The sequence below is a fragment of the Bradyrhizobium sp. in8p8 genome (assembly GCF_000426845.1).
Lineage (GTDB): Bacteria > Pseudomonadota > Alphaproteobacteria > Rhizobiales > Xanthobacteraceae > Bradyrhizobium > Bradyrhizobium japonicum_C.
Genome location: NZ_AUGD01000011.1, coordinates 189064 through 208699, shown reverse-complemented (window position 1 = coordinate 208699; position 19636 = coordinate 189064). Strand labels below are relative to the sequence as shown.

The 19636-nt window shown below is 65.1% G+C and carries 15 protein-coding genes; 8 read left to right on the top strand and 7 right to left on the bottom strand.

Going from position 1 to position 19636, the window contains the following annotated elements:
- Positions 1 to 132 precede the first annotated feature (132 nt).
- From rnhB to K408_RS0126610, 3 genes are all read right to left on the bottom strand, one after another.
- Positions 133 to 1005 carry a ribonuclease HII gene (gene rnhB / locus K408_RS0126620; RefSeq protein ID WP_024341512.1) on the bottom strand — a complete coding sequence of 291 codons (873 nt, stop codon included), beginning with the start codon at positions 1003 to 1005 and terminating at the stop codon, positions 133 to 135.
- Between the two features lie 74 nt (positions 1006 to 1079).
- Positions 1080 to 1535, bottom strand: coding sequence for a VOC family protein (locus K408_RS0126615; protein WP_024341511.1), 456 nt, complete (start codon positions 1533 to 1535; stop codon positions 1080 to 1082).
- A 24-nt stretch (positions 1536 to 1559) separates the two neighbouring features.
- On the bottom strand, positions 1560 to 2723 hold the full coding sequence (locus K408_RS0126610) for a PA0069 family radical SAM protein (RefSeq protein WP_024341510.1): 1164 nt from the start codon (positions 2721 to 2723) through the stop codon (positions 1560 to 1562).
- A 211-nt stretch (positions 2724 to 2934) separates the two neighbouring features.
- Between K408_RS0126610 and K408_RS0126605 the strand changes: the two genes are divergently transcribed.
- From K408_RS0126605 to K408_RS0126590, 4 genes are all read left to right on the top strand, one after another.
- A complete protein-coding gene (locus K408_RS0126605; protein ID WP_024341509.1) occupies positions 2935 to 5349 on the top strand; it encodes a phosphoketolase family protein in 2415 nt (804 codons plus the stop codon).
- A 2-nt stretch (positions 5350 to 5351) separates the two neighbouring features.
- Positions 5352 to 6542, top strand: a complete 1191-nt coding sequence (locus tag K408_RS0126600; protein WP_024341508.1) for an acetate/propionate family kinase — start codon at positions 5352 to 5354, stop codon at positions 6540 to 6542.
- 83 nt (positions 6543 to 6625) lie between these two features.
- Complete coding sequence (locus K408_RS0126595; protein WP_024341507.1) at positions 6626 to 8554, top strand: hypothetical protein; 1929 nt, start codon at positions 6626 to 6628, stop codon at positions 8552 to 8554.
- Between the two features lie 10 nt (positions 8555 to 8564).
- Positions 8565 to 10172, top strand: coding sequence for a PEP/pyruvate-binding domain-containing protein (locus K408_RS0126590; protein WP_024341506.1), 1608 nt, complete (start codon positions 8565 to 8567; stop codon positions 10170 to 10172).
- Between the two features lie 96 nt (positions 10173 to 10268).
- On the opposite strand, the gene K408_RS0126585 is transcribed toward K408_RS0126590, so the two are convergent.
- On the bottom strand, positions 10269 to 11108 hold the full coding sequence (locus K408_RS0126585; protein ID WP_024341505.1) for an RMD1 family protein: 840 nt from the start codon (positions 11106 to 11108) through the stop codon (positions 10269 to 10271).
- A 319-nt stretch (positions 11109 to 11427) separates the two neighbouring features.
- On the opposite strand from K408_RS0126585, the gene K408_RS0126580 reads away from it, so the two are divergent.
- Together K408_RS0126580 and K408_RS0126575 are read left to right on the top strand one after the other, a co-directional pair.
- A complete protein-coding gene (locus K408_RS0126580; RefSeq protein WP_024341504.1) occupies positions 11428 to 12003 on the top strand; it encodes a glycosyltransferase family protein in 576 nt (191 codons plus the stop codon).
- A gap of 65 nt (positions 12004 to 12068) precedes the next feature.
- Positions 12069 to 13028: a bifunctional helix-turn-helix transcriptional regulator/GNAT family N-acetyltransferase gene (locus K408_RS0126575; protein WP_024341503.1), complete on the top strand. Its 960-nt coding sequence runs from the start codon at positions 12069 to 12071 to the stop codon at positions 13026 to 13028.
- Between the two features lie 202 nt (positions 13029 to 13230).
- On the opposite strand, the gene moaB is transcribed toward K408_RS0126575, so the two are convergent.
- Entirely contained in the window at positions 13231 to 13794 is a 564-nt protein-coding gene (moaB, locus tag K408_RS0126570) for a molybdenum cofactor biosynthesis protein B (protein ID WP_024341502.1), read from the bottom strand.
- Between the two features lie 72 nt (positions 13795 to 13866).
- Positions 13867 to 14808 carry a KPN_02809 family neutral zinc metallopeptidase gene (gene ypfJ, locus K408_RS0126565; protein ID WP_024341501.1) on the bottom strand — a complete coding sequence of 314 codons (942 nt, stop codon included), beginning with the start codon at positions 14806 to 14808 and terminating at the stop codon, positions 13867 to 13869.
- A gap of 417 nt (positions 14809 to 15225) precedes the next feature.
- Here ypfJ and K408_RS0126560 point away from each other — a divergent pair, with 417 nt between their 5' ends.
- Together K408_RS0126560 and K408_RS0126555 are read left to right on the top strand one after the other, a co-directional pair.
- Positions 15226 to 16356: a site-specific DNA-methyltransferase gene (locus tag K408_RS0126560; RefSeq protein ID WP_024341500.1), complete on the top strand. Its 1131-nt coding sequence runs from the start codon at positions 15226 to 15228 to the stop codon at positions 16354 to 16356.
- A gap of 319 nt (positions 16357 to 16675) precedes the next feature.
- Positions 16676 to 17356: a glutathione S-transferase family protein gene (locus K408_RS0126555; protein ID WP_024341499.1), complete on the top strand. Its 681-nt coding sequence runs from the start codon at positions 16676 to 16678 to the stop codon at positions 17354 to 17356.
- A 58-nt stretch (positions 17357 to 17414) separates the two neighbouring features.
- On the opposite strand, the gene K408_RS0126550 is transcribed toward K408_RS0126555, so the two are convergent.
- Positions 17415 to 19424, bottom strand: coding sequence for a methyl-accepting chemotaxis protein (locus tag K408_RS0126550; protein WP_024341498.1), 2010 nt, complete (start codon positions 19422 to 19424; stop codon positions 17415 to 17417).
- Positions 19425 to 19636 lie beyond the last annotated feature (212 nt).

The window sequence follows — 19636 nt, the reverse complement described above, 5'->3', positions numbered from 1 at the left end:
ACACGCTGTGGCAACGACGGTTTGCTCGTCATGCCCGGGCTTGTTGCGGCCATCCACGTTCTTCGTGCCGCGGAAAGACGCGATGGCCGGGTCAAGCCCGGCCCTGACGATGGAGAAGCTGTCGAGCCGACCCTAGAGGCTGGCAGCCGCGTCAATCTCGACGCTCGCCTCCACCTGCACCTCTGCATCGACCACCGAGAACAGATCCTGCACCGGCTCGACGGTCCACGGCATGTGCTTGGCGCGGGCGGCGGCGACGGGGGCGAAGAAGCTGCGGTGGTGAATGGAGGGGCCGAGACGATCGAGAGCGTCGAGATGCTCGGGCACGGCGTAGCCCTTGTGCTGCTCGAAACCGTAGCCGGGGCAGTCCTGCGCCAGCGCGCACATCAGCCGGTCGCGGGTGACCTTGGCGACGATTGAAGCCGCTGCGATCGACAGCACGATACCATCGCCGCCGATCACGGCCTCGCAGTCGCATTCGGTGTCGAGCCGGTCGCGGCCGTCGACGAAGACGTGCCTCGGCGGCTCGGGCAGTGCGACCACCGCGCGCTTCAGCGCCCACAGCGAGGCACGCAGAATATTGTCGCGGTCGATCCGGGCGGGCGAGGCGACGGCGACCGACACCTGCGCGCTGGCGCAGATCTTGTCGAACAGCTTCTCGCGCTCCTCGGCGGTCAGCCGCTTGGAATCGTCGATGCCGCGCGGGATGCGGTCGGGATCGAGAATCACCGCCGCCGCCACCACCGGGCCGGCAAGCGGTCCGCGACCGGCCTCGTCGCAACCCGCGACCGGCCAGATGCCGCGCTTGATCAGCGCGCGCTCACGCCGGAAGCTGGGGGGAGCAATGGCGATGATCCCTCTCTTGCCAACAGCAAGCTTCGGAGCCTTGCCCGTAGAGGTCTTGGCCGCAGGCGTCTTGGCCGCCTTCGCAGGCGCAACCTTCCCCGCAGCCTCCTTCTTGGGCGCGTCTTTGGCTGGGTTCCTGGCGGACTTGTCCCGAATCATGGCCGGATCGTGCGCAAGGCGCTTCGCCAGCGCAACCGGGAACCCAGGGTAATTCCCGCTATTCAGGCTGCGCCCTACTCCGCCAGATGCACACGCCGGTCGTCGCCCACCTCGATGCCCGGCGCGACCACCACTTCCCAGGCATGTGCGTCGGGATCGGCAAAATAGCCGGAATAGCCGCCGTAGTGGGTCTCGTGCGCGGCTTTCAGCAAGGAGGCCCCCTTCCTGAGGGCAAAGGCCAACACCGCATCGACCTCCTCCCGCGTCCGGCAGTTCCATGCGAGCGTCACGCCACGAAAGGCCGCCGGCCGCGGCTGGTCCGGCAAGGTCGCGTCTGCCGCGAGCTGATCCCACGGATACAAGGCGAGCACCGCCCCACCGGTATCGTAGAATGCGACCGCCTCCCCCGTTACCTTCAGCCGGCGTGAGAAGCCGAGCGCGTCGTAAAAGGCGATGCTGGCGCGGATGTCGCTCACACCCAGCGTGATGACGGTCAGCCGCGGCACAGGCACGGCGAGCTCCTTAACCATGCGACACCTATTGCACGTGTCCGCTCAAAACAGGCTGAGCTGATCGCCGTTCCGCTTCGGCCGCGCGAAATGATCCGTCGTCAGCTTCAAGCGCCGCTTGTTGAGGCCGAGCCTTTCGCAGGCGATCTCGAAACGGCGGCCGATGGTCCAAGCCATCGGTCCGGTGCCCTTCATCCGCTCGCCCCATTTCGCATCGTAGTCGCGTCCGCCACGCATGTCGCGGATCAGCGTGAAGACGTGACGATAGCGGTCCGGATAGTTCGCCATCAGCCATTCGCGGAAGAGATCGCGGACCTCGAGCGGCAGCCGAAGCAGCACATAGGCGGCTTCCTTGACGCCGGCGTGGGCCGCAGCATCGAGGATCCGCTCGATCTCCGAATCATTCAGCGCGGGAATCACGGGCGCAACCATCACGGTCGTCGGAATGCCGGCCTCCGAGAGCTGCTTCAATGCCTCGAGCCGCTTTGATGGTGTCGAGGCCCGCGGCTCCATGGTGCGCGCCAGCTTCGGATCGAGCGAGGTCACGGAGATTGCGACCTTGGCCAGATTGCGCTTGGCCATCCGCGCGAGAATGTCGATGTCGCGCACCACCAGGGCTGATTTGGTGACGATGCCGACCGGATGGCTGGCGCGTTCCAGCACCTCGAGGATGCCGCGCATGATCTTTCGCTCGCGCTCGATCGGCTGGTACGGATCGGTGTTGGTGCCGATTGCGATCATCCGCGGCTCATAGCCTGACGCGGCGAGCTCCTTTTCGAGCAGCGCCGGCGCCTCGGGCTTGGCGAACAGCTTGGATTCGAAGTCCAGCCCTGGCGACAGGCCGAGGTAGGCGTGAGTCGGCCGCGCGAAGCAATAGACGCAGCCGTGCTCGCAGCCGCGATAGGGATTGATGGAGCGGTCGAAGCCGATGTCGGGCGAGTCGTTGCGGGTGATCACCTTGCGTGAGGTGTCGATGGCGACCGTGGTCTTGAAGGGCGGCAGCTGTTCCAGGCTCTGCCAGCCGTCATCGAAGGCGACGCGGGCCTCGGGCTCGTAGCGGCCGCTGACGTTGGACTGGGCGCCCCGCCCTCGCCGGCGCACGCGGTCGATGGCGACGCCAAGCTCCGGGAAATCTGAAGGCGCACCCGCCGGCTCGGAGGGCGCCGTGACCGGCGGGTGCTTGAGAGCATGAGAGGATGCTGGACTCATGAAGCCAAGATAGCACGCCATTGGAACAAATCAAGAACACAAACCAAAAACGTGAAAACAACCCCATGCACAGTAGCTGCCCAAACTTCGGGCGCGCGCCTTTGACGTCTCGCAACATGCCTGTCACGACGATTTCGTTTCATCCAGGCACTGGGATCAATCGTCCCGGAACAAAGTTGGTGACGATCGCTGGGTGAAAGCCGACGGGAACATGACAATTCAACGAAAAGCGGCCGCCGCGACCGGCGACCTCGATCTGCTCGATCGCTATTGGCGCGCCGCCAACTACCTCTCCGTCGGGCAAATCTACCTGCTCGACAATCCGCTGCTGCGCGAGCCACTACGGCCCGAACACATCAAGCCGCGTCTGCTCGGCCATTGGGGCACGACGCCTGGCCTGAACTTCATCTATGCCCATCTCAATCGCGTCATCTGCGCGCTGGATCTCAACGTCATCTACGTCTGCGGTCCCGGCCATGGCGGCCCCGGCATGGTTGCCAACACCTATCTGGAAGGCAGCTACAGCGAGATTTATCCCGACGTCGCGCGCGATGCGGACGGAATGCGCAAGCTGTTCAGGCAGTTCTCCTTCCCCGGAGGCATCCCGAGTCATGCGGCGCCGGAAACGCCCGGCTCGATCCATGAGGGCGGCGAGCTCGGTTACGCGCTGGTGCACGCCTATGGCGCGGCGTTCGACAATCCCGACTTGATCGTCGCCTGCGTCGTTGGCGACGGCGAGGCCGAGACCGGCCCGCTGGCCGCGTCCTGGCATTCGAACAAGTTCCTGAGCCCGGCCCATGACGGCGCGGTGCTGCCTATCCTGCATCTCAACGGCTACAAGATCGCAAATCCCACCGTCCTGGGACGGATGCCCGACAGCGAGATCCGTGATCTCTTCCGCGGTTTCGGCCATGAGCCGCTATTCGTCGAAGGCGACGACCCCAAATTGATGCACCAGGCCATGGCCGATGCGCTCGACGTCGCGTTCGTCAGCATCCGCTCGATCCAGCAGCATGCGCGGGACGGACGCAGAAGCGTCGAGCGGCCGCGCTGGCCGATGATCGTGCTGCGCAGCCCGAAGGGCTGGACCGGTCCGAAGGAGGTGGACGGCAAGAAGGTCGAAGGGTTTTGGCGCGCGCATCAGGTGCCCGTTTCAGCGTGCCGCGAGAACCCGGCGCATCTGAAGATCCTCGAGGACTGGATGCGCAGCTACCAGCCCGAAGAGCTGTTCGATGCCAGCGGAGCGCTCATTCCCGAGCTTCAAGCGCTCGCGCCCGAAGGTGTCAGGCGCATGGGCGCCAATCCACATGCCAATGGTGGCCTGCTCAAGAAAGAGCTGAAGCTGCCGGACTTTCGCAGCTTCGCCGTGGACGTTCCACAGCCCGGCGAAGTCATTGCGGAAGCAACGCGCGAACTTGGCAAATTCCTGTGCGAGGTGATCCGCCTCAACGCGAAGGAGCGCAACTTCCGCATCATGGGACCGGACGAGACGGCGTCAAACCGGCTGGACGCCGTATTCGAAGCCACCGAACGCGTCTGGATGGAGCCGACCGAGCCCTACGACGTGCACCTCGCCCAGGACGGGCGCGTGATGGAGGTGTTGAGCGAGCATCTCTGCCAGGGTTGGCTCGAGGGCTATCTCCTCACGGGACGGCACGGCTTCTTCTCCTGCTACGAGGCTTTCATCCACATCGTGGATTCCATGTTCAACCAGCACGCCAAATGGCTCAAGGTGACGCGGGATCTGCCGTGGCGACGCCCGATCGCCTCGCTCAATTATCTCCTGACCTCGCATGTCTGGCGCCAGGACCATAACGGCTTCAGCCACCAGGATCCCGGCTTCGTCGATCTGGTCGCCAACAAGAAGGCCGATATCGTCCGCATCTACTTTCCGCCCGACGCCAACACGCTGCTATGGATCGCCGATCACTGCCTGCGTACCTACAACCGCATCAACGTGATCGTCGCCGGCAAGCAGCCGGCGCCGCAGTGGCTCTCGATGCAGGACGCTGCGACCCATTGCGCTGCCGGCATCGGCATCTGGGGCTGGGCCGGAACGGAAGACGGACAGGGTGAGCCCGACGTGGTCATGGCCTGCGCCGGCGACGTGCCGACGTTGGAGACGCTCGCCGCCGTCGACCTCCTGCGCAAGGCGCTGCCGGACCTGAAGATTCGCGTCGTCAACGTCGTCGACCTGATGACTCTGCAGCCAAGGGAGCAACACCCGCACGGCCTCTCCGATCGCGACTTCGACGGCCTGTTCACGCGCGAAAAGCCGGTGATTTTCGCCTATCACGGCTACCCCTACCTGATCCACCGGCTGACCTATAGCCGCACCAACCATGCCGGCATGCATGTGCGCGGCTTTGCCGAGGAAGGCACCACGACGACGCCGTTCGACATGGTCGTGCTCAACGAGCTGGACCGCTACCATTTGGCGATCGAGGCGATCGAACGCGTGCCGGGGCTTGCGACCAAAGCCGCGGGGGTGAAGCAACAGTTCCGCGACAAGCTGATCGAGCACTCCCGCTATGTTCGCGAGCATGGCGAGGACATGCCCGAGATCCGCGACTGGGTGTGGCAAAACAGTGCCGGCGGCAACACGCCGGCCGAAGCCGGCGACTAGCGATGTCGGACACGGTCCTCGTCCTCAACTCGGGATCGTCGAGCATCAAGTTCGGCCTGTTCGATGTCTCGGGAACCGAGCCTGCCCTGCTCTGCAAGGGGCTTCTCGACGAGCACGACGCAAAACCCCGGCTCGTGGTGAAGGGCCCCGCGGACGAAGACCTGTTCGAGACCCGGAGGGAGGTTTCGGACGCCGATGGCGGCCATCTGTTCGCCGAAGTGCTCGCCTTCATCGAGGACCGCTTCGGCAAACGCAGCCTCCGCGCCGTCGGTCACCGCATCGTCCATGGGGGGCCCGACTATTCGGGCCCGCTGATCCTGACGGACGGCATCACCGCAAAGCTCGAGGGGCTGACGCCGCTGGCGCCGCTGCACCAGCCGCGCTGCCTTGCGCCGGTCCGCACGCTCGGAGCGATCCGGCCCGGGCTGACGCAGATCGCGTGTTTCGACACCGCCTTCCATCACGGCCTGGCACCCCCGGCGCGCCGCTTCGCCATTCCAAGGCGCTTCGAGGCGCGTGGCGTCAGGCGTTATGGCTTTCACGGCCTCTCATTCGAATATGTCGCGAGCCGGCTCGCCGAGATCGCGCCGGAACTCTTCGCAAAGCGCACGGTGATCGCCCATCTCGGCAACGGCGCCAGCCTCTGCGCGTTGCGCGACGGCCGCAGCGTCGACACCACGATGGGACTGACGCCGCTCGATGGCCTCGTGATGGGGACACGCTGCGGCACGATCGATCCGGGCGTGCTGCTCTATCTGCAGCAGCATGAGAACATGTCGGTCGAGGAGATCCAGCGCCTGCTCTATCACGAGTCTGGCCTTTTCGGCGTTTCCGGCATCTCGGCGGACATGCGTACGCTGCTCGCGAGCGGCGAGGTTGCGGCGCGGGATGCGGTCGATCTCTTCACCTTCCGGGCGGCGCAGCAGGTCGCGATGATGGCGACCACGCTCGGCGGCCTGGACTGCCTGGTCTTCACTGGCGGCATCGGCGAGCATGCCAGGGAAATTCGCGGCGCAATCAGCGAGCGCCTCGCCTGGATGGGCGTGCGCATCGATGTTGCGGCAAATGATGCTGCGCGCGAGCGCATCGACGGCAGCGGCAGCAACGTCGATGTCTTCGTCATTCCCACCGACGAAGAGATGACGATCGCGCGCCATTGCGCCGCTCTGATCCGTGAACGTCGTGTCACGTGACATTTTTATGAATGATCTGCCGCAATGCTGTCCCCGCGTCTTCGCGGCAAAGAGACGGCATCAATCCTGGTTGCGGACAGATCATGAAAACCCACATCATCGAAGAGCTCGGACAAGGCGGCATCCTGCTGCCCGCGCTGGTGGCGGAAGGGCTGGCCGCCAACGACCGCATCAAGGTGCGGATGAGCGCGTTGCAGGCGGCGGCCCTGCATGCGCAGGAGCCCGGCCGGCCTGCGAATGACCTTGGTGTCGAAAGTCAGACTGCAGGCATCGCTCCCGCGGCCATCGCGGCGCTGATCGGCGGCGCCCATCTGATCGGACAAGGCCGGCTCGCTGCTCCCGATCTTGCGAAGATGATGCAGGAGATTGCGGACGATGCCGCGGCCATGATCCGCGCCGTCAGCGCCGGCGCGGCAAGCGAAGGCGAGAGGGCACAGGCGCGGCTCGAGGCGATCCGCGCAGCCGGTCTGCTCCATGCGAGCGGCGAGATCGAGCTCTCGCGCATCGCACGCCTGACCGGCGTCGGCGACGCAGGCGGTGACAGCCTGCATCGTCTCGTGATGGATCTGCACAAGCAGCTCAACAGGCTTGCCGCAAGCTGCTCGGAAGAAGCGCTCGACGGCGCCCATGTCTTCGGCCTGCACAGCGAGGACCGGCCGGCGGTCGCAGCTTTCATGAAGGGCCTGAACGCGACGCGAGGTCTCAAGTTCGATCATCCCGGTCTCGACACCATGGCTACACGCGCCGGCGGCCGGCTGCTCATCCAGAACGATATCGGCACCACGGACGCCCACGTCGTCGTGATCGCGGTGAAGAAGAACGCGGTCACCGTCACCTACACCGATGTGCATCTGGCGCGGGCGAAGTTCTTCATCTCGCTGTTCGACGCATTCGAGGCGACGTGGAGCGGGCTCGATCGTCACACCGCAGCGGGCCTTGGCGACGACAATTCCTTCTATCTCGTCACCGGGCAGTATCAGCCGGACCACGCTGCCGATCGCAACGAATTCCTCGCGGCGCTGGGTGCCGCACTGGTCTTTCTGATCGACTGGAACAAGGCGCGCAAGCTGCTCAGGACCTGGGTTGCCAAGGACGACGCGGCACGCATCCTGGAATGGGCGGCGCGTCAGCGGATCGGCCATCGCGGCTTTCTTGAACTCGGCGGCAACGATCTGCTGGGATCTGCCGTCCGAAACGCCGCCCCCACGCGGATCGGCTTCGGCGAGCGGCTCGATCAGGCGCTCGGCCGCACCGCCGCAATCGATTTTCTGAAGGCATCGTTGCGAGCCTCAACCGAGGCATTGCTTGCGGGCCGATCGGTCAGGACGGTGCGCGACCAGATCGAAGCCGATCTGATGCGGCACCTGGATCGCGTCGACGGCGCACTGCTGGCGGCGGTGCTGCGTCAGATCGGCCTCGCCCATGATCTCGTCGCCGCCATCTCACGTCACATTGCCTCGCTGCAAGCCGGTCAGCCCGCCGACGGCAAGCTGCTGACGCAACGCTGCGGCATGATCGAGCAGAAGGCGGACAGAATCGCGATCGAGAGTCGCAACGAAGTCGATCGCCTCAATGCCCGCCCGCTGATCGGCCAATTGATCGATCGCGTCGAGGAGGCTGTCGACGAGCTGGAGCAGGCCGCATTCATCGCGTCGCTGATGCCGGAAACGACTGATCCGGCCCTGCTGGCATCGCTGGTCGAGCTTTGCGCAGTGGCCGCGACCGCAACCGACGTGGCCGCGAGCGGCGTCGCCGCTGCGATCGACGTGCCGGAAGGTCGGCGCGCCGATTCCGAAGACGCGCTCTCCGCTGTGACCCGCCTCATCGACGCCGAACACGCCGCCGACAACCGCGAACGCGCGACGACCGCACTGGTCTTCTGCGGCGGCTTCGACGTCGCGACCTCGCTGTCGGTGATCGAGCTCGCCCGCGCCGTCGAGCGCGCCACCGATCGCTTCGCCGCGTTTGGCCACCTGCTCCGCCGTCACATCATGATCGATCTCGCAGCTTGAGGGGACCACCATGCATATCGTGCGCATCGGCGCTGACGCCGCCGAATTGCGGCCTGCCGAAGAGATCGGCGCCAAGGCCGCCAATCTGGCCCGCATGGCAGCGCTCGGCCTGCCAGTGCCGCCTGCCTTCGTGCTCCCGGTCAAGCTCTGCGCCGAGATCATCGCCGGCCAGGCGCATGCCACGCGGCACCTGCGCGATGGCTTGAAGGAGGGAATATCGTTCCTGGAGAGCGCCACCGGAAAGCGTTTCGGAGACCGCCGACGGCCGCTCCTGGTGTCGGTGCGCTCGGGAGCGGCGCGATCCATGCCGGGCATGCTCGACACCGTTCTCAATGTCGGCTGCACGGTCGACGCCGTGCACGGCCTGATCCGGGCGACCGGCCGGCCGCGGCTCGCCTGGGATTGCCGGCGCCGCTTCCTGGAGAGCTTTGGCGAGACAGTGCTCGAGCTCGACCAGGCCAGCTTTGCCGCATGCATCTCGGAGCTCGTCGCAGCCGAACACGTCGACAGCGACCGCGAGCTCGACAGCGAAGCGCTCGAGCGGCTCGCCAGCCGCGAGCAGGCGCTGGTCGAGGATCGCGCCGATGGCCTGCTGGATGATGCGTTCACGCAATTGGAGGCCGCAGCTCAGGCAGTCTATCGCTCCTGGATGAGCGAGCGTGCGCTGACTTATCGAAGCCTCCAGCATCTCGAAGCGCTCGAGGGCACCGCGGTGACCGTGCAGGCGATGGTGTTCGGCAACGGCGGTCTTGCCTCCGGCGCGGGCGTGGCCTTCTCCCGCGATCCGTCGACCGGCGCGCCGCGCCCGATGATCGACCTCGTGCTCGATGCGCAGGGCGAAGACGTCGTTTCCGGGAGACGCGCGCCTGATGCTGCCGAGGCGATCAAGCGCGAGCTGCCGAAGCTCGAATCGGAGCTTGGCGACATCCTGAGGCGACTCGAGCACGCATTCGTCGATGTCCAGGACGTCGAGTTCACCGTCGAGAACGGCAGGCTCTGGATCCTCCAGACCCGGGCGGCCAAGCGCACGCCACGGGCCGCCGTCAGGATCGCGATCGACCTCGTGCATGAAGGCTTGATCTCGAAGGCGGAGGCATTGCAGCGGATTGCTGCGATCGACCTCGCCTCGCTCACAGAAACCAGATTGGTTGCTCCGGGCAGGCCCGCGACGACCGGCATCGGCGCCTCGGGCGGCATCGGCACCGGGCGTGCGGCGTTCTCGTCGGAATGCGCCCAGCGCCTTTCGGCGGGGGGCGAGCCGGTCATCCTGCTGCGTCCCGACACCAGCACCGCCGATGTCGCAGGCTTCGCGCTTGCTGCCGGCATCGTCACATCGGTCGGTGCACGTACCTCGCATGCGGCCCTGGTGGCGCGACAAATGGGCAAGCCCTGCGTGGTCGGCTGCCGTGATCTGAAGATCGATCCCGTCGCGAAGCGGGCCCAGCTCGGCAATCTCTCACTTGCCGAAGGCGAGTGGATCACGATCGAAGGCGACGCCGGAGAGCTCTATCTCGGACGCTGCGAGACGATCCGGACACGGCCCGAGGCCGCGCTTGCCGAGATTGCGGCGTGGCAGGCGCAAGCCGGCCAGCATGACAGGCGCGCCGCCACGCCTTGAGGCGCGATGAGATTCTGATGAATCCTCGTCGCGCTTTAGGTTCTTGTTCACGCATGATCCTTCCAGAAAACCGCTTCGCACTTTTCCGGATCATGCCTAGTGACCGCGGCCGGTCAGGAGCTGAAAAGTCCCCATCGCGACCTCGATCAGGATCAGCACCACGACGGCGATCTCCAGGCGGAGCGAGCGCTGGGTGTCGATGATGTCGGTCAGCGCGTTGGCGGTCTCCGACACCGCGGAGAGCTTGCGCTCGAGCGTGTCGAGGCGCTCCTTCAATTCATACTCGTCCTCCAGACGCGAATAGAGCCGGTCGAGCTCGGGCTTCTCCCAGAGCACGTCGGGCTTCTCGGCGATGGCGACGCGGCCGGCGACGCGCTGCTGCACCAGCAGCGCGTTGCCGATCAATTGCAGGATGCCCTTGCGCCGTTGCGGCGTGCGGCCATGCTCGGCGAGCTCCCGTGCAAACGGCTCGATCACGTCGAAGACCGCGGCGACGCGCCGCTCGTCGCGCGCCAGCGACGTGCTCTTGGCGAGCGCATCCGCAACCAGCAGCAGCCGGTCGTCGGAGAATTTGGCAAGGCAGATCGGCCCTCCCGGCTGGATCGCCTCTGCGGCTTCGTCGTTGCAGAGCTGCGCCTGCGCGATCTCCTCCTCGTACGGGCTGAGCTCTCCGGTCACGCGCGGCTTCAGATTGTCGATAAGGACCTTCTCCTCGGACGGAAGCAGCCCGATCAGCACGACGACGCCGTAGCGAAAGATCACGGCAAGACCGCCATGGACGCGAAAGGCAGCCGGCGTCGAGGACACGAGCGTGCCGATTTCCAGGCCCGACGCATTGATGCGGTCGCCCAGCATCAGCGCCCGGATCCGCAAGGTCGGCGCGGCCTCCTTCGGCGACGTCGGCGCCGTGCCTGCGGCAAGCTGATCGGCGTTCATGTGAGATCTCCCCGGAGCATCAAGATCAAGCATTTTCCATTCGACAAACCTGGCAGGACGCTCCCTGAGAGACGCCAGTTGCCGGCGCCGCGAACTGTCGCCATGGGACTCCGGGTTAATTGCGCCTGGATGAGCTTGTGCCGAAACATTTGGCAATAATACCAGCCCCGGCGTGACATATTCGGGTGCGATGAAGGCTGCAGTTTACCATCGCACGCCCAAACACCGCCGGAAAGTTGCACTCGGCAACGGTAGGGGTTTATGACAACTTTATGGATTGCTACGCTTCTCCCGAAGTGCAGACACTGAAGCCTCAATCATGCTGAGCGTCATCATTCCGACCGACGGTGTCGAGCAGACGGCGGTAGCAACCCTGGCCGCGCTGGTCCCCGGCGCGGCTGCGGGTGTCATCCGCGAGGTCCTTCTGGTCGACGGTGCGCGCAACGGCGTCATCGAGCGCGTTGCCGACGTCGCCGGCTGCCGCTTCATCGGCTACGAGGGGTCCTCCCAAGGCGCTGCGCTCGCTGCCGGCGCGCTCCAGGCCCGATCGCCGTGGCTGATGTTCCTGCCGGCCGGCGCCGTGCTGGAAACCGGCTGGATCGAAGAAACCACCCAATTCATCCAGGCCGTCGCCACGAGCGGCCGGGATCGGGCGGCAGTGTTCCGCTATGCCCGTTCCCCGTACGGCGATACCGCAATGCGCGACATTCTCTGGGGCGTACTGCGCAAGCTGGTCGGTCCGCTCGGCGATCAGGGGCTTTTGATCGCGCGTGACCATTACGACCGCATCGGCGGCTATCCGCCCCACGCCCGCCATTCCGAGGCACGGCTGCTTCGGCGGCTCGGCCGGTCGTCCCGGACCATGCTGCGCAGCCGGATCGTCATGACCGGCTGAATCACCAGATACTTGCCGAAGTCAAATAATTGTTTGACAATGGCAATCATCATCGAGGTGATCCCATGACATCCCAATCGCCGCTATCAGATCCGGCGGCCGAACAGGTCGCAATCGCGCAGATCGCAGCCGTCCGCGCCTTCAACCGCTTCTATACCCGCAAGCTCGGCGTGCTCGACCAGCACCTCGGCAAGAGTCCCTTTTCGCTCAGCGAGGCGCGCGTGCTCTACGAACTGGCGCAGCGCGAGGAGCTTGCAGCAAAGGAGATCGGAAACGAGCTTGGTCTCGACCCCGGCTATCTCAGCCGCATCGTTCAGGGCTTCGACGAGAAGGGACTGATTTCGCGGAAACCGCTCGCCACAGATCGCAGACAATACCAGCTCAGCCTTACCGCCAAGGGCCGCCAGGCCTTTACCAAGCTGAACCTCAACTCGCAGAACGAGGTCGCAGCAATGCTGGCTCGGCTCTCGCCCGGCGATGCGACGCGGCTCACGCAGGCCATGGCAACCATCGAGGACGTGCTGGAGCAACGTCAAAGCCGGCCCGCGGCTTTCATGCTGCGCAGCCATCGCGTCGGCGACATGGGCTGGGTCATCTCCCGGCAGGCGATCGCCTACGCGGAGGACTACAACTGGGACATCAGCTACGAGGCACTGGTTGCCGAGATCTGCGCGCAGTTCATCAAGAACTACGATGCCGCGCGCGAGCATTGCTGGATCGCGGAAGCGGGCGGCGAGCCGATCGGCTCGATCTTCCTGGTCAAGGCCACCGACGAGACCGCGAAGCTGCGCCTGTTGCAGGTGGAGAAGAAAGCACGGGGACTCGGCGTCGGTCGCGCGCTGGTCGAGCAATGCATCCAGGGCGCCCGCGAGCGGGGCTACAACAAGATGACGCTGTGGACGCAAAGCGTCCTGGTTGCCGCACGGGGCATCTATCAGAGCGCGGGGTTCAAGCTCGTCGCCTCCGAACCGCACCATAGTTTTGGGCAGGACTTGATCGGGGAGACCTGGGAAATGGACCTGTGACCCTCACCGGGCGTCTATGGCAGCGAGCGAGATGAGCATTGATGTGCCCTCGCCCCTTGCGGGAGAGGGCAGCGGCGCCGGAAGATACAAGCTCGCTTGGGTGAGGGGTATGTCTCCGCGAACGTCGGTGCGCGCGTGGAGACCCGGTCATCCGGCGCCTCGCGCCACCTTTCCCGCAAGGGGAGAAGGAAGAAGTCCGCATTTACACCGTCGCGCCTTGCGCCTTCGGCCGGCGCAAATGCTCGTCCAGCCGCGGCATGATCTCCACGAAATTGCAGGGCCGCGTGCGGTAATCGAGCTGGGCTGCGAGGATGCCGTCCCAGCCATCGCGGCAGGCGCCCGGCGAGCCAGGCAGACAGAAGATGTAGGTTGCGCCCGCGACGCCCGCGGTGGCGCGGCTCTGGATCGTCGACGTCCCGATCTTGGCATGACTCAGCATGTGGAACGCGATCGAGAAACCATCCATGCGCTTCTCGAACAGCGGCTCGATCGCCTCCGGCGTGACGTCGCGTCCGGTAAAACCGGTGCCGCCGGTGGTGATGACGACGTCGATTCCGCCATCGGCAATCCAGCGGCGGATCACGGCCCGGATCGCCTCGACGTCGTCCGTGACGATCTCGCGCGCGGCGAGATGATGGCCGGCCGCGGTGAGGCGGTCGACCAGCGTCTGGCCGGACTTGTCGTCGGCGAGCGCGCGCGTGTCGGATACGGTGAGCACCGCGATGTTGAGCGGGATGAACTGTTTTGTCGCGTCGATGGAAGCCATGATACGTCTCTCGTGTCCCGGACCAGGTTCGGCGCATCAGCCTCGCGCAGCGTCCGGGGAATGAGGCCTGGTCTACAACGCTCCCGGGCCGAACGTGTTGCAGGCCTGGACCGTGCCCTGCTGGTAGCCGGTCATGAACCATTGCTTGCGTTGCGCCGCCGAGCCGTGGGTGAAGGAATCCGGCACGACGCGGCCCGTCGCCTGGCGCTGCAGCGTATCATCGCCGATCGCGCTCGCCGTGGTCAGCGCGGCCTCGATGTCGCCGGGCTCCAGGAAGTTCGGACGTTTCTTCGCCTCGCGGTTGACCCAGACGCCGGAAAGGCAGTCGGCCTGCAATTCGACCTTCACCTGGAGCGCGTTGGCCTCGGCCTTCGAGCCGACCTGCTGTTGCAGCCGCGTCACGCGCGGAATGATGCCGAGCAGGTTCTGGATGTGATGGCCGACTTCATGCGCGATGATGTAGGCGGTGGTGAAATTGCACGCCGACTTGCCGGAGCAGCCGCGAAAGCGCGTCTCGACTTCGCGGAAGAAGGCCGTGTCGAGGAAGATGGTCCGGTCGGGCGGACAGTAGAACGGCCCCATTGCCGACTGTGCCATGCCGCAGCGGCCGCCATTGGTGGCGTTGCGGAACAGCACGATCTTCGGACCGGTGTAGGACTGTCCGTTGGCCTTGAAGATCTCGCTCCAGCGATCGTCGAGCTCGCCGAGGATTCCGGAGATCATGCTGCCCATCTCGTCGGTCGGCGCGCCGCGCTTGCCCGAGGACGCCTGACGATCGGTCTGATAGCTCGGCGCATGGCCGCCGCCGGTCAGAATCTCGGCGCCGCCGATCAGGATCCGCGGATCGATACCGAAGGCGTAACCGACCAGGCCGAGGATGATGATGGTGCCGATGCCGAGCCCGCCGCCGCCCATCGGCAGGCCGAAGCCGCCTCCTCCGCCGCCGCCAAAGCCGCCACCTTCGTCGCGACGATCCTCGATGTCGTCGCTGCGGCGGAAGTCATCGTAGCGCATGGCGGCCTTTCCTCTGGGGTCCCTGATTCAGTTTCGACGGCGCACAGCAACGCAAAAGCTCAACGCGCCACACAGGTAAAATTTCCGTTGCTTTTATCAATATCGTGGCCGGCAAAAATTGCCTAGTGCGGCAGCCTGCCGATGCCAGCAATTTTTTCCGAGCGCCGAGCAAGTTTTTCCGAGAGAATTTTGCAGCCTTTTTGCAGCCACGATTGCGTTCGCGAGCCGAGCAAGCGCGAAATACACTGTAAAACACGGCAGACGCGTACGACGATGCGCGCACGAACGGCGATGCGAGGGCTGCTCACGAAAGCGGCGGATTAAGCCGATTTTTACTTTGCCGCTTCAATGTAACGGCCAGTCGGTTGTTTGGTCCCGCGTCGCCGACAGCGTCGCCTGAGTCAGAGTTCTTGAGTCATGGTAGAGTCGCGTCGCGGGGCGTCTGCAAGGGCGCCCCGCACAAATTTTGAGTCCCCGTCGCATCGCATCATCCTCGGTGATTGCGTCGCCGAGATGTCGAAGCTTCAGGCAGGTAGCGTCGATCTGGTGTTCGCAGATCCGCCCTACAATCTCCAGCTCAAGGGCGATCTCAAGCGCCCCGACGAATCCCATGTCGATGCCGTCAATGACGACTGGGACAAGTTCGATTCGTTTGCCGCCTATGACGATTTCACCCGGGCCTGGCTGCTGGCCGCCCGCCGCGCGATGAAGCCGTCGGCGACGATCTGGGTGATCGGCTCCTATCACAACATCTTTCGCGTCGGCGCGATCATGCAGGACCTCGGCTTCTGGCTCCTGAACGACATCGTCTGGCGCAAGACCAACCCGATGCCGAACTTCCGCGGCCGCCGCTTCACCAACGCGCACGAGACCATGATCTGGGCCGCGCGTGACGAGAAGGCAAAAGGCTACACGTTCAACTACGAGGCGCTGAAGGCGGCCAACGAGGACGTCCAGGCGCGGTCCGACTGGCTGATCCCGCTCTGCACCGGCGAGGAGCGACTCAAGGGCGCCGACGGCAAGAAAGTGCATCCGACGCAGAAGCCGGAAGGCCTGCTCGCGCGCGTGCTGCTGTCCTCGTCCAAGCCCGGCGATCTCGTCATCGATCCCTTCAACGGTACCGGCACCACCGGCGCCGTCGCAAAGCGCCTCGGCCGCTCCTATATCGGCTTCGAGCGCGACAAGACCTATGCGAAGGCTGCGGAAGCGCGCATCGCCAAGGTCGAGCCGCTACCGGAAGAGAGCCTTGCCCCGTTCATGACCGCGCGCGAAGCACCGCGGGTGGCGTTCTCGGAGCTGATCGAGCGCGGCATGATCATGCCCGGCACGAAGCTGTTCGACGCCAAGAAGAAGCTGGGCGCGCTGGTGCGCGCCGACGGCGCCATCATGCTGGGCGACAAGGTCGGCTCGATCCACCGCATCGGCGCCGTGGCGCAAGGCGCACAAGCCTGCAACGGCTGGACCTTCTGGCACGTCGAGACCAAGAAGGGACTCAAGCTGATCGACGAGCTGCGCGCCGAGATCCGCGCGGGTATGGGCGCCGAATAACTCCCCTCCCCTGACATTCCGGGGCGCACGCAAGGCGCGCGAGCCCGGACTCCGTCAAGCCACGGCCCATGCCGTTCGCGCCAAGAGGCATGCCCCGGAATGACGGCGCGGGCCGAATGCCGCCACCGGGAGGAGGCCGTAGGCGGCGACGGCCATTACGGCGCCGATCGGCCTTTGTTACGCCGCCCGGTCTGCGCCACGCGCAGGTACCGCCCGGCAAAGTCGCCGGTTGCTCTTTCAGACCAGCTTCAGGCAAGAGAGTTCGCCTGGCCGCAATGACGCTGCGTTTGCGCGGCAATAGACACTGGGGAGATGCCCGATGCTCAAGTTCTATTTCAACGGATCGCCGAATCCGACCAAGGTCGCGCTGTTTCTGGAAGAAGCGGGACTTCCGTACCAACCGGTCAAGGTCGATACCCGCAAGGGCGAGCAGTTCGCGCCGGACTATCTGAAGATCAATCCGAACGGGAAGGTGCCGGCGATCGACGACAACGGCACCATCGTGTTCGATTCCAACGCCATCCTGCTCTATCTCGCCGAGAAGACCGGCAAATTCCTGCCCTCGAACCGCGCCGAATTGCTGTCATGGCTTATGTTCGTGGCCACCGGCGTGGGGCCGTATTCGGGCCAGGCGGTCCACTTCAAGCATTTCGCGCCGAAGGACCAGAACCACGACTACGCCCACAATCGCTATCAGTACGAGACCGATCGCCATTACAAGATTCTCGACGATCATCTCAAGGGCCGCCGCTACATGGTCGGTGAGGACTATTCGATCGTCGACATGGCGCTGTGGGGCTGGGCGCGGATGGTGCCGTTCAAGCTCGGCGACGACGCGTTCGCGCGCTACCCCAACGTGAAGCGGCTGGTCGACGAGATCTCGGCGCGCCCGGCGGCAGCGCGTGCGGTCGCGCTGAAGGACAAGTTCACCTTCAAGGCCGAGATGGACGATGAGGCGCGCGCCAACATGTTCAAGCACTTGACAACAAAGGTCGCCTGATCGCGCCACTTCGTTGTTCGAGGCCACGCGCATGCGCGTGGCCTCTTGCGTTTGAGACTCAGGCGGCGTGGACCGAGTTCAGGAACTTGGCCACTTCCTGCTTCAGCCGGTTGCTGTCGGCCGAGAGCGAACGCGCTGCCGACAACACCTGCGATGAGGCCGATCCGGTTTCCGAAGCGCCGCGCTGCACGTCGCCGATGTTGGACGACACCCTCTGCGTGCCGTCGGCCGCCCGCTGGACGTTGCGGGAGATCTCCTGCGTCGCAGCGCCCTGCTGCTCCACGGCGGCTGCGACCGCGGACGAAATCTCCGATAGCCGCTCGATGGTGACGCTGATCTCCCTGATCGAGCCGACCGATTCCTCGGTCGCGGCCTGGATGCCGGAGATCTGCTGCGCGATCTCGCCGGTCGCCTTCGCCGTCTGCTCGGCGAGCGCCTTGACCTCGGAGGCGACCACCGCAAAGCCGCGGCCGGCCTCGCCCGCACGCGCGGCCTCGATCGTAGCGTTCAGCGCCAGCAAGTTGGTCTGGCCGGCAATGGTGCTGATCAGCTCAACCACGTCACCGATCCGCGCGGCGGCCTTCGAGAGCGCGCCGACGTGCTCGTTGGTCCGGCTCGCCTGACCGACGGCCTCGGTGGCGATGCGGGCGGACTCCTGCACCTGGCGCGCAATCTCGGAGACCGATGAGGACAGCTCCTCGGTCGCCGAGGCGACCGCCTGCACATTGGCGGAAGCCTCCTGCGACGCGCTGGCAACCTCCGTCGAGAGGTCCTGAGCGCGCGCGGCAGTCGTGGTCAAAGTGCCTGCGGAGGCCTCCAGCTCGTTCGAGGCCGATGACACCGTGTTGACGATCTCGCCGACCGCCTGCTCGAACTGATCGGCAAGTCTGGCCATATCTTTCTTGCGGTTCTCGGCCTGGCGCGCCTCGAGCTCGGCCTGCTCGGCGCGCATGCGTTCGGTGTCGATCATGTTGTCCTTGAACACCTGAATCGCCTTGGCCATGTCGCCGATTTCGTCGGCCCTGCCGCGGCCGGGAATCTCGACTTCGAGATTGCCGCCGGCAAGCCGTCCCATCGCTTGCGTCATCGAGGTCAGGGGACCGACGATGCTGCGGGCGATCAGGAAGGCGACGATGCCGCCGAACAGGATTGCGAGGCCACCGGCGATCTCCTGAACGGTGGTCGTGCCGGCGATCACGGCGTCGGCGTTCGTCCGCGATTCCTGGTAGTCTTTCTTTAGCGTCGTCTCCGCAACCTTGAGTTTGCCGATGCTGTCCGCGATGAGAGGCGCGAGGCTCTTGTGGTAGATCTCGTCGGCCTGAAGCATCGCTGCGGACGTGGCTTCGAAGGCCGATTTGTAGATTCCGAGCGAGGTCTTCACCGGCGCCAGCGCAGCTCGCAGCTCCACCGCCTGCGGGCTCTTTTCAAGTGCCGCGAGCCGTTGCGCTGCCCTGTCGACGCTCGCCCTGAAGGTCGCTGGGCCCTTGGTATCGCGGAGCGCCAGAAAACGCCAGTTCGCGATCCTCACGAGCAGGATTCTCGATTCGAGATCGGCAACGAGGGCCGCCGTATCTTCATCCACGGCGGCGCGCGCCACGTCGACGAGCTTGCCGGTCTTGGCGGCCAGCTCCTCCCCACTCGGCAGCAGCCTCGCCTTGCCCGTTCTGGTCTCGTTGACGGCGTCGCCGAGATTGTCACGCAGGCGTCTCATTTTGGCGATGTCGTCGATGAGGCCGTTGTAGAGCGCTCGCCGTTCCTCCGAGAGCGCCCCCTTCGCGCTGACCCGCAACAGCTCGGTCGCCGCGGTTTCCCGCTCTTGCGCCTCTTTCATCGCGGGCTCACTGGCATCGTAGACGTAGCGCAGGTTGGCCCGCTGGATCGCCTGCAAATGGGCTGATATTTCCAGCACTCTCGCCGTGCTGTCCGAGAGCGCGGATTGTCTTGCGACCTGATCCTGCACGCCCTGCAAATTCCAGACGGCAACAACTGCCATCACCAGACCGACCACCACCAGGGCCATGAAGCCTGCGTACAGGCGTCCCCTGATCCGCAAACGCAATTTCGGCATTCCCACTGTCCATCCAGATGCATTTCACTTCGGGGGCCGAACGACTCCGGCAATCGTCACCGACCCCCGGCAGCCGTGTGTCGCATCTCTGCGGTCCACGCTGCACCGCAACACAATGGGGGACACTCCTTAATTGAACCTTCAAATAATTCGCGCGAGTTGGATCAACGCGCACCGACATTGCTGATTTTGTCGGCAGCTATGCAAAGTTC

What these genes read in the sequence shown, in the direction of transcription:
- K408_RS0126580 (WP_024341504.1), top strand. Translation starts at nt 11,428, where the DNA reads ATGCTGAGCGTCATCATTCCGACCGACGGTGTCGAGCAGACGGCGGTA.
- K408_RS0126555 (WP_024341499.1), top strand. Translation starts at nt 16,676, where the DNA reads ATGCTCAAGTTCTATTTCAACGGATCGCCGAATCCGACCAAGGTCGCG.
- moaB (WP_024341502.1), bottom strand. Translation starts at nt 13,794, where the DNA reads ATGGCTTCCATCGACGCGACAAAACAGTTCATCCCGCTCAACATCGCG.
- K408_RS0126590 (WP_024341506.1), top strand. Translation starts at nt 8,565, where the DNA reads ATGCATATCGTGCGCATCGGCGCTGACGCCGCCGAATTGCGGCCTGCC.
- K408_RS0126615 (WP_024341511.1), bottom strand. Translation starts at nt 1,535, where the DNA reads ATGGTTAAGGAGCTCGCCGTGCCTGTGCCGCGGCTGACCGTCATCACG.
- K408_RS0126605 (WP_024341509.1), top strand. Translation starts at nt 2,935, where the DNA reads ATGACAATTCAACGAAAAGCGGCCGCCGCGACCGGCGACCTCGATCTG.
- K408_RS0126600 (WP_024341508.1), top strand. Translation starts at nt 5,352, where the DNA reads ATGTCGGACACGGTCCTCGTCCTCAACTCGGGATCGTCGAGCATCAAG.
- K408_RS0126585 (WP_024341505.1), bottom strand. Translation starts at nt 11,108, where the DNA reads ATGAACGCCGATCAGCTTGCCGCAGGCACGGCGCCGACGTCGCCGAAG.
- K408_RS0126575 (WP_024341503.1), top strand. Translation starts at nt 12,069, where the DNA reads ATGACATCCCAATCGCCGCTATCAGATCCGGCGGCCGAACAGGTCGCA.
- rnhB (WP_024341512.1), bottom strand. Translation starts at nt 1,005, where the DNA reads ATGATTCGGGACAAGTCCGCCAGGAACCCAGCCAAAGACGCGCCCAAG.
- K408_RS0126550 (WP_024341498.1), bottom strand. Translation starts at nt 19,424, where the DNA reads ATGCCGAAATTGCGTTTGCGGATCAGGGGACGCCTGTACGCAGGCTTC.
- K408_RS0126595 (WP_024341507.1), top strand. Translation starts at nt 6,626, where the DNA reads ATGAAAACCCACATCATCGAAGAGCTCGGACAAGGCGGCATCCTGCTG.
- K408_RS0126560 (WP_024341500.1), top strand. Translation starts at nt 15,226, where the DNA reads ATGGTAGAGTCGCGTCGCGGGGCGTCTGCAAGGGCGCCCCGCACAAAT.
- K408_RS0126610 (WP_024341510.1), bottom strand. Translation starts at nt 2,723, where the DNA reads ATGAGTCCAGCATCCTCTCATGCTCTCAAGCACCCGCCGGTCACGGCG.
- ypfJ (WP_024341501.1), bottom strand. Translation starts at nt 14,808, where the DNA reads ATGCGCTACGATGACTTCCGCCGCAGCGACGACATCGAGGATCGTCGC.